Genomic DNA, 15463 nt, shown 5'->3' with positions numbered 1-15463 from the left:
ATTATATTATTTTATCTTTCGGGTGTCCTCCTTTTCTCCAAAAAGCCTCGATCTTCTCCAATGAAACTCCTTTCGTTTCCGGTACATAGAAATATCCCCAAATAATCGCCACAATTCCAATGAACGCATAAAATAAGAACGCTCCCGCCGGATTCCCTTGGCTTTCGCCATTGATCGTTAATTCGGTTCCCGATATTGAAAACACCTTCAATATCTTGAAGAAAGTAAACGATACGATCGCATTGAAAAACCATACGGACAACGAGCCGAGAGAAGTCCCCAACCCTCTTAGCTTTTGTGGAAACACTTCCGACACAATCAACCAACCTAACGGCCCGATGCTGATAGCGAAAAATCCCACATATAAGAAAATAAGGACGATGGAAAGCCATTTCCCAGAATCCCCTAATTGAGCGGCGAATATAAAAGAGGTAGCGAGTAGCAACAAGGAAATCACGATACCGCTCAACCCCAGAAAATAAAGTTTACGCCTTCCCAGCCGATCTACAAAGTAGACAGACAACAACGTGAATAATAAATTGACAACACCTACCCCGACAGAGGCCCCAATCGCAGAGACCGCACCATCGAAACCGGCCATCAAAAAGATTTTAGGGCTATAATAAATCACGGTATTGATACCTACAAATTGCTGGAAAAACATAATACCGATAGCGATAACTAACGCATTCCGTAACCAAGGCTGGGCCAGATCCTTAAAACATCCTTGTCGCTCATCATTCTTTCGCATCTCATTCCGCATCTGCTCAAACGAGGCATTTACCAAATCCGGATGCTCGACCATCTTTAAGACGGATAGGCTCTCTTCCTCCCGGCCAACAGACATCAACCACCTTGGAGATGGTGGAACCAGCAACATACCCACGAACAAAATAATAGCGGGAATCACCCCCACATAAAACATTGGCCTCCAACATGAAACAGACGTCTCATCCGCAAAATACAAATCCGAAAGATAAGATACCAGAAGCCCGATCGTAATCATCAATTGGAACATGGCGACAAACATCCCCCGTGACTTCGCCGGGGAAACTTCCGCAATATAAAGAGGTACGGCAAAAGAAGAGATCCCGATAGCCACTCCCAAGAATAAACGGGCGGCAATCAAGTGGTAAATGTCCGGAGCCCAACCCGATCCTAACGCACCGAAAGCGAAAATAACAGCCGAAGTCAAAATGACTTTCCTACGCCCTATGCGATCCGTCAACTTACCACAACACAGCGCTCCCAGAATAGCTCCCAGCAAACCGGAGGAAGTAACGACCTCCACCATACTATCGTCTATGCCAAAATCTTTCTGGAAGAAAGGAATCGCCCCGGAAATCACGCCGGTATCAAAACCAAACAATAGTCCTCCCATGGCGGCGACAATCGCTATCACATAAATCATCCAATATCTATAGCTCGTGTTTCTCATGTTTTTCTTGTGTATTTAATCCATCTATAAACTCAAGGCTCGAAATCACGCCAGACCTCCGCTTTCAACGCAGGATTAGGCACATATAAGAAAATCTCCGGATTTTCCTCGAATTGTCTGTAAATAGACACCCCTTTCCGAATATCTAAAGAAATATAATCCGAAGGAGATTTACAAATCAAATGAGAGGAATCGTACATCGGATTCGCGATCCATTCTAATTCATCACGTCCATTAAACACAGGAAACCAAGCGATTCCCTTGTGCTTACGAACCCCCTCATATACAAAGCCATATTCCCTATCGCACCACGCCCCGAAAGTCAAAGGCAACCTCGGATTCGCGCTAATCGTCGCATGTACCCAATAAGGCGGTACGATTACCACATCCCCCGGAAAGGCATGCACCGCATAACACCTACCCGGCTGATCCTCCGCATACTCCTGCATATAAATAATCGCCTCTCCCGACCAAATCTCATAGATTTCCGGCGTAGACCAACCGCTATAAGGAGAAATCTTGTGAATATGCCCTTGGCTTCTGACCGGTTCCTGCCCCAACTTACCAGCGCTATATGTCACTACCCCGAATAACAAATGTAACTTATTCAGCAACGCACGATGTTCTTCTTTGCCGACATCCATAGCGATCGAGTAAACCTGCTCCGGTCCCTTGCATTGAGGATCACGCAAACTAGCCCGTATATCTTCCAGCCGGCGAATCTCGACCTCCGGACCAAATACACCCGCCCCATAGGTAAACCCCATAAGCGATTGAACCGGTGTTATATCAATTCCTTTATCAAATACAAATCCGTTCATTTTGCTGTTGTTTTACCATGAAATACTCCAAGCCGAATAAAGCGGCGTCATCGCCCAAGATTGCCGGGACAATCGGGACTTTCCCGGAAGGACACCAAGCTAATTCATCCACTCGCTTACTGATATAAGGAATGATTACCTCTTGGCTTTTTAAAATCCCCCCTCCCAGAATCACCACTTCCGGATCATAAGCATGTATATAGGTTATTATCGCCGATACCCAGATATCCATGCATTCGTTTCTAATCAATAAAGCGTCTGTATTCCCCTCCTGCGCCAACCTAAAAATGCGCTTGAAATCATAGATATCCGCATCTCGCTTAAATGATTCCGATAAAAGGGCATGCTCCCGGATAATGGTCGGCAAGAAGAAAGAGGAAGACAGAGCTTCTACACAGCCTTTATTCCCGCATGAACATCGACGGCCCTTATAATCCAACACAAAATGTCCTCCCAAAGAACCCGCTTGAAAATGCTGTCCATACAGAAGCCGTCCATCAATCACGACTCCCGTACCGATACCGGTTCCGATTGTCATCATGACTACATTGTTCTTTCCCCGGGCCGCACCCTGCCACCATTCTCCAGCTACGGCCAAACGAGCGTCATTATCCATGCAGAAAGGAACTTCCCAATTCTCCCATGCCCATTTATCCAGACTAATCGAACAGGCATCATCATACTTCTCATTCGTAGAGATTACCCGGTTATGAATTGGATCTACCAGCCCGGGAAAAGCCAGGCCGATACAACGAAGCGCCGCCACATCAATACGCCAAGCGGCCAACAACCGATCGATCGCCTCCTTTATCTTAGGTAAGTTCGGAGCTAATCCCAGAGCCAGACGGGAAGGTAATCTCACACAGTCTACGATCTCACCATCAGACAATAGTCCGATCTTTACGACCGTCCCCCCTAAATCTATCGCTATCGTATACATAAGCTATCGCAATTTAGGGGTACCGTCCACTTCTACCAATCGGGCCGAGAAGCCCTTATTCGCGATCTCTTCATAATTATGCCCGGCATCCGAAGGCCAGCACGCGGCAAATGACAAGACGCTATTTCCAGTATTAGCTACCCGGTGCGCTACACCGCCCGGTATATAATGCAGGCTACCCGGCATCATCCTTTCCGCCCACGTATTCCGTTCCCGGTCCATCAAGATCAACATACCTTCGCCTTCCAATCCCCAATAATACTCCGAACGATCCTCTTGTTGATGAAAATGGCCTTTCGTCATGAAATACTCATCTCCCACCTTTCCCGGATATAATTGAGTAATACCAAAATAAAGCCCTCCCGGAGAGCCTTCCCGCTCCGGTAAATAACTATATACCTCGTATGCTAATTGATCTAATGGTAATTGGGAATAAGCATCTTGATTCTCAAAAATTCCGGCAAGCTCGCCTAAAGTTCTCCGGCTCTTTACCACACCTTCCCCCTTTAGCTCATCTTGAAAAAATGACAAGGATGGGATTACAATCTTTTTATGTTCCATGATATTCTATTTTACGATACAACTTATATCGCAAAAATAGATCGAATACCTTGGGCTTTATTTTAGTATTTTTCCAAACAACTATGAAATCCTGTCCTTATTCTCCATCCAGGCGCTCCTTATATTTTTTCTGGTACTCGGATGGAAGCATATTCGTGGTTTTCTTAAATTGGCCGATGAAGTTGGATAGATTATTGAATCCGGCCTCGGAACTAATCGTGGATATCTTCAGGTTTCCCTCTATCAATAGTTTTTTCGCGTGTCCTATGCGCATGTCATTCAGGTACTCCACGAAAGTCTTCTTGGTCCGTTTCTTGAAATAACGACAAAAAGCGGTCGGAGTCAAACCTACCAAAGCGGCGACTTCCTCCAGCTTCACTGGAGACGTGAAGTTCTTCACCAGATATTTATAGACCTTATTGAAACGCTCGAAATCATCCGAGTTGACCGTTTCCGTAAACCCCGTACTGGCTAATATCTCATATTCTTCGGAAGTCGCCATTAATTCCAGTAAAGCAATCAATTTGATCACCCTACTCGCTCCCGTCTCATTGGCGGATTGGCTGATCAGCTCGGCAATCTTCTTCCGGGACTTACCCACAAACTTAATCCCTCTACGGGAACGCTCTATCAATTCCCGGATATTATTCATCTCCGGAAGACGGATTAAATTAGGTTCAAAAATCTGACGCTTGAAGAACAAGCAAATACAAGTAGCCCGCAAGCCGGAACTCTTATCGAAATAAACAGGGTCATTTCTCCACTCATGCGGTAGTTGAGGGCCGATCATACAAACATCGCCCTCGAAATATCCTTCCACATGATCCCCGACAAAGCGAGTACCCGTACCACTTGTGATATACATTATCTCAATAGCCGGATGGTAGTGCCAAGGCACTATAAAATGCGGTAGATCCTCCACATAGAAATGAATGTGACTATCTATCGGGAATGGCAGTTCTTGAAATAATGGTTTCATAGGCTTTATACTAAAGGTTTCAACCTCTCGATCAGTTCATCCCCAAGCGCCCGTTTATTCACGATATGTTCCTGCACGGCGGTAACAAACGGATTATTCATGAAATCTCCTCGAACACCCTCGAAATCCTGTTGTTTTTCCTTGTTGGAACCATCCACACCGAAACCGATCATAGAAGTCAAAGAGAATTCCTTACGGGCATCCTCATAAAGCATCTCATCCAAGCGGATCACACATTCTTGCCAACGACGAACCAGATCAATAATCTCCGCGGCGGAAATCGAACGGAGATCCACCCCATAATAACGTTCGATCATCTCGTAGGCCCATGTCCATTCCAAGGAATAATAACGTCCGTGAACCAAACGGAAAAAACATTCCACATCCTCTAAGGAAGCGATTTCCCCCTGTTCGATATCTTGCAACAAGGCATCTAGCGGTTCCCTCGGGAGGATCAAGCCCGCCAAGTCCAGCCATTCTCCGGAGCCTTTGGATTCCGTAGGACGCAATTGCTCCCAGACCTCTTCCATAGAACAATAGGTCGTACCTTCCAAACGCTTGATTAACGAGTTACCAAAGAACTTATTAATTGCCATCCCATAAAAGTTCAACGCATTCCGGAGGGAGGAACCTTTTATACGAGTATTCTGATAATAATAAATCTCGGAAGTCTCTCCAACCAATGCCTGCAGGTTTTTCAAGATATCCACCGCTTTCAGCATCTTCTGGATCGTATAGGGACTCAATAGATTATAGTTAATCATATCCAAGCGATCCGGGTCCGTACGTTTATCACGTTTCGGCCATTTCTGGGCATCACGGATCGTACCCACGCTGCGAAGATTAATTCCCGGGACTAAGTAAGTCTCATCATCCTTCTCTATTAAATAGGAGAATGGAATATCGGAAGTATCGCTATGATGATGATGGCGGCCCATTACCAAAGAGAAAGCGCCGATACGGGCCGGCCAAAGGATATACGAGTCGCTGGTCGTCTTGGAACCACGTTCCACGATCCCTTGATGAATCGGTCCCAGCTTATACATATGATTACTCTGGTTGGAGCCACTTCCCGCATTCAAGAACGAATACATTCCCGCTATCAACAAACTACTCTTATGCATAGACACCGTAAACGGACCGGCGAAAATAGCGCAAGCCTCCCCATTCTCGAAAGCGCAGTTGCTGAACAACAAGGAATCATGGGCCGAGAAGTTATGCGTCACTTGGCAAGCCTGTCCGATAAAGCAACGGATAATCTTAGCGGCATCCGCGATCTTGGCTCCCGAAGAGACAATGAAATCTTGCGCAATCACACTATCCCCGATAAATACCGGGGCCTCTCTCTTACTATTTACGGAACCATTTTCCAGACGTGCGCTATTCTCTATGGTCGCGTAATCACCAATCTTCACGTTACGGATCGTACCGGTATTGACAATCTTGACCTTATCGCCAACCGTTCCCTCCGTAGAGGCAATACCCTCCGTATAAGCGGTAATCATATCCCGCAAGCGTTCGATCAAGGCCGGACGATGGCGGTACAAAGCGATAATATAAGCCAATGAAGCCGACAGGCCATCGTAAATCGGAACCTCACGCCCGCCGGTCTCATTCAAGACCGACACCTCGACATTATTCCCGAACGTAGCCTTGCCTTCCACCAACATAACATTTATATTCTGGATAAAGCAGTCATCACCGATCCGGTAATTAGCGATATAATTCTGTACGTTCTCGATCAGCACATTATCCCCCAACGTACAATTATGCAGGGTAACATGACGAAGCCCGCTATGCTTTACCAATCCTCCCGGCAGGGTAAACACCTTACGAAAGGCTCCTAACTTAACCACTCCTGAAAAACGTACGTGGTTCACATATTCAATATCAAACACTTCTGGAACCCAAACTTGATTCCAATCATCGGCCCGGCAAGCCTGAGATCGCAAGGTGGCGATCTCATCCGGCCGCAAATTTCTCAAATGATTCATTGGTACTAATTTTGTAAGACTCTACTCTTCATCATATTGCTGAAAGAGGAAGTCATTGTAGGGGAAACGGGTGATATGGATTTGTTTGACCCGTTCATACAACATCTCTTTCAACGCCTCTATATTCGTACGTTCCTTGGCGGAGATAAAGATGCAATTATCTTGCAATTTTCCCATCCACGTACGTTTCAGTTCATCCAGATCGATATTCTCACGACCACGAGGGGTCAAATCATCTTCCTCTTTCGGGACAAAGGTAAATGCGTCCACCTTATTGAAAACCATGATCATCGGTTTCTCGGTCTTATCGATCTCCGCCAACGTACGGTTCACGACCTCTATTTGCTCCTCAAAAGTCGGGTGTGAGATATCCACGATATGTACCAGCAAATCCGCCTCCCGTACCTCATCCAAGGTAGATTTAAAAGATTCCACCAACTCGGTCGGTAACTTACGGATAAATCCGACCGTATCAGACAGCAAGAACGGCAAGTTCTCGATAATTACCTTGCGTACGGTCGTATCTAGCGTAGCGAACAACTTATTCTCGGCAAAGACCTCACTCTTGCTCAATAAGTTCATCAAGGTAGATTTACCTACGTTCGTATATCCGACCAACGCTACACGTACCATCTTACCCCGGTTTTTCCGTTGTACGCTTTTTTGCTTGTCAATATCCACCAGCTCTTTCTTCAATCGTGCGATCTTATCCAAGATAATACGTTTATCAGTCTCCAACTGTGTCTCACCCGGACCACGCATACCTACGCCGCCTCGCTGACGCTCCAAGTGTGTCCACAGACGAGTCAAGCGGGGTAACATATATTTATATTGTGCAAGCTCCACCTGTGTCTTCGCATGGGCGGTCTGCGCACGGCTAGCGAAGATATCCAAGATCAAGCTCGTACGATCCAAGATTTTCACCTGCAATTCTTTCTCAATATTACGGAGTTGCTTCGGACTCAGCTCATCATCAAAGATCACCAAGCCAATTTCATTCTCTACCACATACTCCTTAATTTCCTGCAATTTACCGGTCCCGACAAAAGTGACGGAATTCGGGTAATCCATTTTCTGGGTAAAACGCTTTACCGCATCCACCCCTGCCGTATCGGCCAAGAAAGCCAATTCGTCCAGATATTCCTTAACTTTTTGCTCATTTTGCTCAGGGGTAACCAAACCCACCAAAACGGCCTTCTCGGTCTGTGCCTCAGATATGATAAATTCTTTCATGCCACAAAGATATATTATTTCAATTATTTACGTATATTTGCGAACATATTTACAAATATAAATCAACTTAGCTATGAAAAAGAGAATTTGGCATCTATCCAGATGCGTTGTCGCTTGTACGGCATTCCTATTCGTACAACAATTTATTCAGTCACAAGTTTCAAATCCGTCTACATGGGAAAGCTTTGTGCAAAGTAACGCAAATATATCTATTCGAGATACGTTTCGGATGCAGACATTTGAGGGACTTGCTTCTGATAATTGGGATTATGCCATTACAGGTGAAGCCCTTATTGAAGATATCTCCGGCGTGAAAGATATTCCTAACAGCCACGGAAACTACGGGTTACGAATGCCAATGAATACGCAAGTGGCTTTCGAGCATTTCACGTTAACAGATCATCAAGATATAAAAATCAGTATACGGAAAGGGGGCATCCATTTAATGCTCGGAGAAAAGATGCAAGTTAAGACTTACCGCCCTAACAAACCAGAATATGTGTCGATCATAACTTTAAATAAAGACGATGCTACTGCTTCATTCGAAAAGACGGATATAGGCAGCAATCCCCCGGGATTGGATATTATCGTCCCCACACCGGCCGCCAATACCAAAAACGGCTATTATTATGTAGACAGCGTTTACGCACACGGCATGATTCCTACCTATTCCCTATTTACCGGAAACAGCAATTGGAACCATGAGGATCGCTGGAGCCACCTACCCGCCTACCGTCACCGCAACGCCTTGATTAACGGCAATATCTCCATAAATACAAATATCAGCTGTAAAGATATCTTTATTGGCAATGGAAATATCCATATTTTACCAACCGGAAATCTATCCGCAAATAACCTTACCATCTATCCTAATGATGGTATCTTGGCGTCTTCCTCCACCTTGCGATCGTTTGGAACTATTAACATCTCCGGCAAAATAACAATCGAGAAGACCTTCGCTCAAAAAGGCAAATGGTATTTTATCTCCTTCCCCTTCGATGTATTCGCTTCCGGCATAGACCCGGATTTCCAACTGGGTGATGACAAAAGCGATACAAACGGTAATTACTTTTACGTACAAACCTATAACGGAGAAAAGCGAGCTAATTCACAAAGCCCTTCCAACAACTGGGAAGTCATACCACGAACAATAATCAATACATCCCAGCCCATCTTCAAGAAGAACAAGGGATACCTGATCGCTATTGACGCTTCCGCCGATCGTCAGAACCTTCGTTTCTCCTCGAAAGCAAAAGATATCCCTATAGATTTCGGAAAAAACGGTCAAGCCTCTATTCCGGTAAGCATTAACAACCAAAGCCAGAACCAGAATCACAACGGCTGGTATCTATGCGGTAATCCTCTGCCGGCTCCTTTAGCTCTTAGTCAAATAGAATCAAACTCGGCCTTAGACGGATACATTTATATATATGACGGCTCCACCTACCAACCCTACGTGATCGGTAGCGATTTCGCCATCCCTCCATTCTCCGCTTTCTTTGTCAAAGCGCATAAAAGTACCAGCCTATCTGTATATAATACATCCGAACCAGCCAATTATAAATTATTATCAACGAACGCACCCATATCTTTCCCGACATCGGAACCTCAAGCCCGACAAGATTCCCCTGTTTCCAATCAAGCCTTTTCATTTCCGGAATTAAGCTATCAGCTAGAGAACAAGACTTTATTCATTACTAATCTTCCATCCCCCGGTAAAGTCGAACTGTTTACTCCGGCAGGCATATTAGTATTCACGCAAGCGGTACAGGCAGGGAACCCTATCCTCCCGATTCCCCTCCCACAAGGTTTATATATCTTAATTATTCAAACAGAACATTATCGGGCACAGTACAAATGCGTTTTAACCTCCTAAAGCCCGAAACAATCTTATATCTTTGCCCTGTTTTTAGAATAAAACGAATATGAAGAAGATCAATATCACAACAATTGCCTTACTTGTTTACTTAATCGTAATGAGTATCATCGGCTGGCCGGGAAACAATCCCGGAAACAATTATACCGAATATTTCTTGATGATCGGCGCTACGCTCGTCATCATCATCCTTCTACGCTATCTGCAAGTCAAACGTCTGAGAATGCGAGATAAGTGGAATAAAGACGATGATCCTGCCAAGCAATAAAAACACAGCCTGTTTTTCTTCACAGAAGAACAGGCTGAATGAACTTTATTTTATTACACTAGTATTAATATTACTGCTTTTTCGCCTTCACAGGCTACTTGAATGTCTCGTAAAGACTACGCACAGTATAAATTATTCGATTATAAATAAGTACAATCTTAACAGGACACACACACCACTTGTTTCGCTTACTTTCTTAAAATGAGTTACTTTCATAATTCTTACATTTTATTCACTAGTACTAAAACGTCATTAACCAATACGCAAAAGACAGCCAATATCATTTTTGTAATCGTAGCCTAATCGTCATATCCCTGAAAGGCAATACAATCGTGAACATATTTTTAATAACATAGACATATCATCGTAATATAATCACACGTCCTTTGCGTTCTGAAAAAATAGATTAATTCTAATATATTTTAAGGACAAAAGGATGGACAACAGAAATTACTTTACGATGGCGATTCCCGCTCTTTTGCTAGGCGTAGCATACTTACAGCCAATCAATGCGGCACCGGCGGAGGATCTGCCAAACGTTACTGGACGAATGACGATCACTCAACAGACATTCACGGTAAGTGGCGTAGTCACCGATACGAACGGAGAACCAATTATCGGGGCTAACGTGATTGAGAAAGGGACTACAAATGGAGCCGTAACCGATTTTGACGGCAAATTTTCTCTCTCGCTGCAAAACAAGCAAAGCATATTGGTCGTTACTTATATCGGTTATAACACCAAGGAGATTCCAGCCGGGAATGGTTCTCCCCTCACGATCCAATTGCAGGATGACACCCAGAACCTAGACGAGGTTATCGTGGTAGGTTATAGTGTACAGAAGAAAAAAGACCTTACCGGTGCTGTTTCCGTACTGGAGGTAGGCGACCTGAAAGATACCCCGGTATCCAGTGTAGATCAAATGATGCAAGGTAAATTGTCCGGCGTAAACGTAATCCCGGATAATATGCCCGGAGGAGGCGTAGCGGTACGTGTACGCGGTTTCAGCACGATCCGTAACAATGATCCGCTTTATATCATCGATGGCGTGCCAGTAGAGGGCGGCATCAATTTTCTCAACCCGAATGATATCGAAAGTATGCAGGTATTGAAAGATGCTTCTTCTGCTTCCATCTATGGCGCACGTGCGGCAAACGGCGTGGTTATCATCAGTACAAAAAAAGGGAAGGAAGGTACTTTCCGGGTAAACCTAGACGCTTACGTGGGTGTACAAACCTCGGCAAAACAGATGCGTATGCTAAACGCCCAAGAATATGGCGACTTATTATGGCAGGCACAGCGTAACGACGGGAAATCACCAGTAAGCGACGTGTATGGCTCCGGCGAGACCGCCGTAATTCCGGAATTCCTTGACGCAGATCACCGCCTTCCCTCGGGAGACGTGGATTGGGTTGACGAGATCATGCAAAAAGCCATGGTCCAATCCTATAACCTCTCTCTGGCGAAAGCAGATAAAGTTAGCAGCCACTTGTTCTCCCTAGGCTATTTCAACCAAGACGGTCTTATGAAATATACTGGTTTCAAACGTATATCCGGACGTTTCAACAATGAGTTCAAGCTCTTCAACGATCGTTTGAAAATCGGTGAGAACGCCACATTATCACATGCGTGGGGAACCTCGGTCACCAATAACGCCGCACTGGGAGGTATGTTATACAACGCCTATAAGACCGTATCCATTACCCCTGTTTACGATCTGGACGGGAATTTCGGCAGCAACCCGATCGCCGACATCTCCAACCCGTTAGGCGAATTATACCGTAATAAGGATAATAAAGATCGTACCACCCGTCTATTCGGTAATCTATTCGCCGAACTGAATATCCTAGAGGGACTTTATTTCAAGACCAACTTCGGAGCGGATTATAAAAACCTGTATAAACGAAGCTTCAAGGCCAAATACAACGAATTGAACACCCAGCAACCCTTGAGTACGTTGAGCACGCAAAACCGTTGGAACTTCAATTGGGTATTCACGAACACGTTAAACTATTTACGGACATTCGATAAACATACGATCGGAGCCTTATTAGGTATCGAGACAAACCGTTATCAAGAGGAATACTTCTCCGCCTCCCGTGAAGGCTTTGCCTCGGATGACGATAACTTCCATTTCCTCGATGCGGGCGATAGTGGCTCCCAGAAGAACGCAGGTTCTGCCTTTACTTCCAAGATGATGTCTTATTTCGGTAAAATTGATTATAATTTCGACAACCGCTACTTATTCGCAGCCACGTTCCGACGTGACGGATCTTCTAAACTTGGTAACAATAAATGGGGTAATTTCCCGGCTGTCTCCGCAGGCTGGCGTATCAGTAGCGAACAGTTTTATGATATTCCGGCTATCAGCAACATGAAAGTCCGCATAGGTTGGGGACAAAACGGCAACTCTGATATCCCGGCTTATTCTACGATCGATTCTTACATGAGTAATCCGAACCACTCCAACTATCCGATCGACGGTAGCCAAAGTTCCGTGACAACCGGATACACCCAAACCCGTTACGGTAACGCAAACTTGAAATGGGAGACCACCACGCAAACTAATGTCGGGCTGGATCTAGGCTTCCTAGATAACAGCCTAACCGTTGTGCTGGATTGGTTTAACAAAGATACCAAGGACTTATTATGGGAGCGTCCCTTGATCGGTACCGTGGGGGGTACGAACCAAACGGTATGGGACAATGTCGGGAAAATGCGTAACCGGGGTTTCGAAGCTGAGGTCAGCTACAATAAGAGCATCAATAAAGATTTCGGGTTCAATGTCGCCTTCAATATGTCCGCTATCAAAAACAAGATGACGGAATTAGACGGTGATGTCTCCTATATCGGACTGCCTACCAGCGTGATTCACTCCCTCAACTTCGACCAAGAGGTTTCTCGTTCCGCCATCGGACAACCAATCGGCTCTTTCTACGCTTATAAAGAAGACGGTTTATTCCAGAGCGAGGCGGAGATCAAATCATATACCAATAATAAAGGCGAACTACTCCAACCCAACGCAAAACCGGGTGATATCAAGTTCGTAGACGTAAACGGAGATGGCGTAATAGACGGTAACGACCGTGACTATATCGGTAACCCGCTCCCCGATGTCACAGCAGGCCTTACATTAGGAGTCAACTTCCATAATTTTGACCTCAGTCTATTCTTTCAGGGAATGTTCGGAAACGATGTATACGACTTGACCCGTTATGTGGGTGATTTCTACAATCAATCGCAATACAACAAAAACAGCCGTGTCGTTAACGCATGGACACCGACCAACACGAATACGGATATACCCCGTGTCACCATGGACGATCCGAACAATAACATCCGGCCCTCGTCCTACTATGTGCAAGACGCCTCTTTCGTTCGCTTAAAGAACATGAAAATCGGTTATTCCGTACCTCAGTCCATCCTATCCAAGATTAAGTTCAATAGCTTGTATATCTATGCGCAAGCAACCAACTTATTCACGATCACCGGATACGACGGTATCGATCCGGAAGTGGGATTGCAAAGTTACTCCAGTGACTACCGTAACCTAGATATGGGTGTGGACCGCGGCATCTATCCGTTATCCCGCACCTTCACCTTTGGAGTAAACGTAAGTTTTTAATCATCAAACAACAACAAACAAGAATATGAAGAAAATGATTATAGCGGCCTGTGCCGTATTCGCATTGACATCATGCAGCGATTTTCTGGAAGAGACACCTGTAGGCGAACTGACTCCCGAACAAGCACAAGATCCCAATAACATCGAGGGATTGATTATCTCCGCCTATTCCATCCTAGACGGGCAGATGGACGATGCCAGCTCCGGCTTGAATTCAGGATGCTCCAACTGGCAATTTGGCGATGTGATCTCAGACGATACCTACAAAGGCGGAGGTGGTACGGGAGACCAAAACCCGGTTCACTTAATGGAAATCTTCCATATCGACCCGACTATTCAAGATTACAATCGGAAATGGCTAGCCTTATACGAGGGCGTGAACCGCTGTAACCAAGCGATCCGTATCCTCAAAGGCAGCGATTATGATAAAAAGGAGACCCGTATCGCCGAGATGCGTTTCCTGCGTGCCCATTTCTATTTCAACTTAAAGATCATCTATAACCAGATCCCATATTTCGACGAGAGTGTCAGCGATCCTTCCGCGTTCGCCTCTATCTCGAATAAGGAGTATACATCCGATCAATTATGGGAGAAGATACTGAATGATTTTAAGGCCGCCTACGAAGGTCTCCCGGATTCCCAGCCGGATGTGGCACGTCCATGTAAGATGACGGCCCGGGCTTATATGGCTAAAGTTTACTTGTTCCAAGGCAAATGGCAGGAATGCGCTACAGCGACGGATGAGGTGATCAATTCCGGCAAATACCAGCTACTCCCCGACTTCCGGAATATCTTCTTGCCGGAAAATGACAACTGCTCTGAAATTTTATTTTCAGTCCAAGCCTCTATCAACGATGGCTCCCCGAACAACTACAACGGAAATCCGGGCGACCGTTTGTTACCTCCGGGAGGCCCTTATCCCAACTATGGTTTCCTTCGTCCTTCCCAAAACCTAGTAAACGCTTATAAGACCGACTCCAACGGCTTGCCTTTGGAAGACGGCATAGACGTTTCGGAAAATGATTATGTAGACACCCGCCTAGACCACACAGTAGCCCGCCCCGGAATCATGTTCCTAGATGTCCAACTCTATGACTGGACTCCTCGTGAGGCTACGGTTTACGGTCCGTATAGCCCGAAAAAACGTATTGTCTCCAAGAACTCAAGTTACTATTTGGCTATCTGGCCATACGTAAACGCATTGAATGTTTATATTATTCGATATGCGGACGTGTTATTGTGGCGTGCCGAAGCTGCTATCGAACTAGGCGATTTGGCTACCGGATTGAAATACATCAACCAAGTTCGCGAGCGTGCCATGAACAGCCAGACCGTAAAAACCGCTGACGGGACAGCGGATGCCGCCAAATACCGGATCGGATTATATCCGTCATTTTCCGACAAAGAGGAGGCGATCCGAGCCTTACGTACCGAACGACGTCTGGAATTCGCCTTAGAAGGTGAACGTTTCTTTGATCTAGTCCGTTGGGGAATCGCCTCAGACGTGATGAATACTTATTTCGAGCATGAGAAGACATTCCGCTCTCATCTCCAAAATGCCCGTTTCATCAAAGGGACCCACGAATACGGCCCGATACCGCAAGCGGTTATAGACCTTGCGAAAAATGGAATCATCGAGCAAAACCCAGGATATTAATGGGAATGCTCCCATTCTTCTTAAAAGAAATAGCTCCTATCCGAATATTCGGGCAGGAGCTATTTACATTT

At 45.4% G+C, this 15463-nt stretch carries 11 protein-coding genes; 4 read left to right on the top strand and 7 right to left on the bottom strand.

Going from position 1 to position 15463, the window contains the following annotated elements; translation table 11 throughout:
* Position 1: 1 nt before the first annotated feature.
* The 7 genes from DWX33_RS17015 to hflX all read right to left on the bottom strand — a co-directional run bounded on the left by DWX33_RS17015 (position 2) and on the right by hflX (position 7966).
* The gene (locus DWX33_RS17015; RefSeq protein ID WP_008772978.1) at positions 2-1438 is read right to left on the bottom strand and encodes a sugar porter family MFS transporter; all 1437 of its coding nucleotides are present in this window, start codon (positions 1436-1438) and stop codon (positions 2-4) included.
* Positions 1439-1470: 32 nt separating this feature from the next.
* Entirely contained in the window at positions 1471-2259 is a 789-nt protein-coding gene (locus tag DWX33_RS17010) for a glucose-6-phosphate isomerase family protein (RefSeq protein WP_044545435.1), read from the bottom strand.
* Positions 2240-3199 (bottom strand): ROK family protein, encoded by a 960-nt coding sequence (locus DWX33_RS17005; RefSeq protein WP_005863328.1) that lies wholly within the window; start codon positions 3197-3199, stop codon positions 2240-2242. Before DWX33_RS17005 ends, DWX33_RS17010 begins: the two co-directional genes overlap by 20 nt.
* A 3-nt stretch (positions 3200-3202) precedes the next feature.
* Entirely contained in the window at positions 3203-3760 is a 558-nt protein-coding gene (locus DWX33_RS17000; protein ID WP_005863330.1) for a glucose-6-phosphate isomerase, read from the bottom strand.
* Positions 3761-3857: 97 nt separating this feature from the next.
* Entirely contained in the window at positions 3858-4739 is an 882-nt protein-coding gene (locus DWX33_RS16995) for an AraC family transcriptional regulator (RefSeq protein ID WP_005863332.1), read from the bottom strand.
* Positions 4740-4744: 5 nt separating this feature from the next.
* On the bottom strand, positions 4745-6733 hold the full coding sequence (locus DWX33_RS16990; protein ID WP_122380732.1) for a DUF4954 family protein: 1989 nt from the start codon (positions 6731-6733) through the stop codon (positions 4745-4747).
* A 21-nt stretch (positions 6734-6754) separates the two neighbouring features.
* Positions 6755-7966 carry a GTPase HflX gene (gene hflX, locus DWX33_RS16985; protein ID WP_005859898.1) on the bottom strand — a complete coding sequence of 404 codons (1212 nt, stop codon included), beginning with the start codon at positions 7964-7966 and terminating at the stop codon, positions 6755-6757.
* A 73-nt stretch (positions 7967-8039) separates the two neighbouring features.
* Between hflX and DWX33_RS16980 the strand changes: the two genes are divergently transcribed.
* From DWX33_RS16980 to DWX33_RS16965, 4 genes are all read left to right on the top strand, one after another.
* Positions 8040-9842, top strand: a complete 1803-nt coding sequence (locus DWX33_RS16980) for a T9SS type A sorting domain-containing protein (protein WP_122380731.1) — start codon at positions 8040-8042, stop codon at positions 9840-9842.
* A gap of 49 nt (positions 9843-9891) precedes the next feature.
* Positions 9892-10110: a hypothetical protein gene (locus tag DWX33_RS16975; RefSeq protein WP_005863339.1), complete on the top strand. Its 219-nt coding sequence runs from the start codon at positions 9892-9894 to the stop codon at positions 10108-10110.
* A 436-nt stretch (positions 10111-10546) separates the two neighbouring features.
* Positions 10547-13735, top strand: coding sequence for a TonB-dependent receptor (locus DWX33_RS16970; protein WP_122380730.1), 3189 nt, complete (start codon positions 10547-10549; stop codon positions 13733-13735).
* 25 nt (positions 13736-13760) lie between these two features.
* Entirely contained in the window at positions 13761-15392 is a 1632-nt protein-coding gene (locus DWX33_RS16965; RefSeq protein WP_005863343.1) for a RagB/SusD family nutrient uptake outer membrane protein, read from the top strand.
* Positions 15393-15463: the final 71 nt, after the last annotated feature.

The organism is Parabacteroides sp. AF19-14 (assembly GCF_003635485.1).
Classification (GTDB): Bacteria; Bacteroidota; Bacteroidia; order Bacteroidales; family Tannerellaceae; genus Parabacteroides; species Parabacteroides distasonis.
Note: the sequence above shows the minus strand (reverse complement) of the source record. Positions and strands in the feature narration are given on the sequence as shown.

Excerpts from the sequence above, each read along its gene's own strand:
- DWX33_RS17015 (WP_008772978.1), bottom strand. The coding sequence starts at position 1,438 with ATGAGAAACACGAGCTATAGATATTGGATGATTTATGTGATAGCGATT.
- DWX33_RS16965 (WP_005863343.1), top strand. The coding sequence starts at position 13,761 with ATGAAGAAAATGATTATAGCGGCCTGTGCCGTATTCGCATTGACATCA.
- hflX (WP_005859898.1), bottom strand. The coding sequence starts at position 7,966 with ATGAAAGAATTTATCATATCTGAGGCACAGACCGAGAAGGCCGTTTTG.
- DWX33_RS16975 (WP_005863339.1), top strand. The coding sequence starts at position 9,892 with ATGAAGAAGATCAATATCACAACAATTGCCTTACTTGTTTACTTAATC.
- DWX33_RS17005 (WP_005863328.1), bottom strand. The coding sequence starts at position 3,199 with ATGTATACGATAGCGATAGATTTAGGGGGGACGGTCGTAAAGATCGGA.
- DWX33_RS16990 (WP_122380732.1), bottom strand. The coding sequence starts at position 6,733 with ATGAATCATTTGAGAAATTTGCGGCCGGATGAGATCGCCACCTTGCGA.
- DWX33_RS17000 (WP_005863330.1), bottom strand. The coding sequence starts at position 3,760 with ATGGAACATAAAAAGATTGTAATCCCATCCTTGTCATTTTTTCAAGAT.
- DWX33_RS16980 (WP_122380731.1), top strand. The coding sequence starts at position 8,040 with ATGAAAAAGAGAATTTGGCATCTATCCAGATGCGTTGTCGCTTGTACG.
- DWX33_RS16970 (WP_122380730.1), top strand. The coding sequence starts at position 10,547 with ATGGACAACAGAAATTACTTTACGATGGCGATTCCCGCTCTTTTGCTA.
- DWX33_RS16995 (WP_005863332.1), bottom strand. The coding sequence starts at position 4,739 with ATGAAACCATTATTTCAAGAACTGCCATTCCCGATAGATAGTCACATT.
- DWX33_RS17010 (WP_044545435.1), bottom strand. The coding sequence starts at position 2,259 with ATGAACGGATTTGTATTTGATAAAGGAATTGATATAACACCGGTTCAA.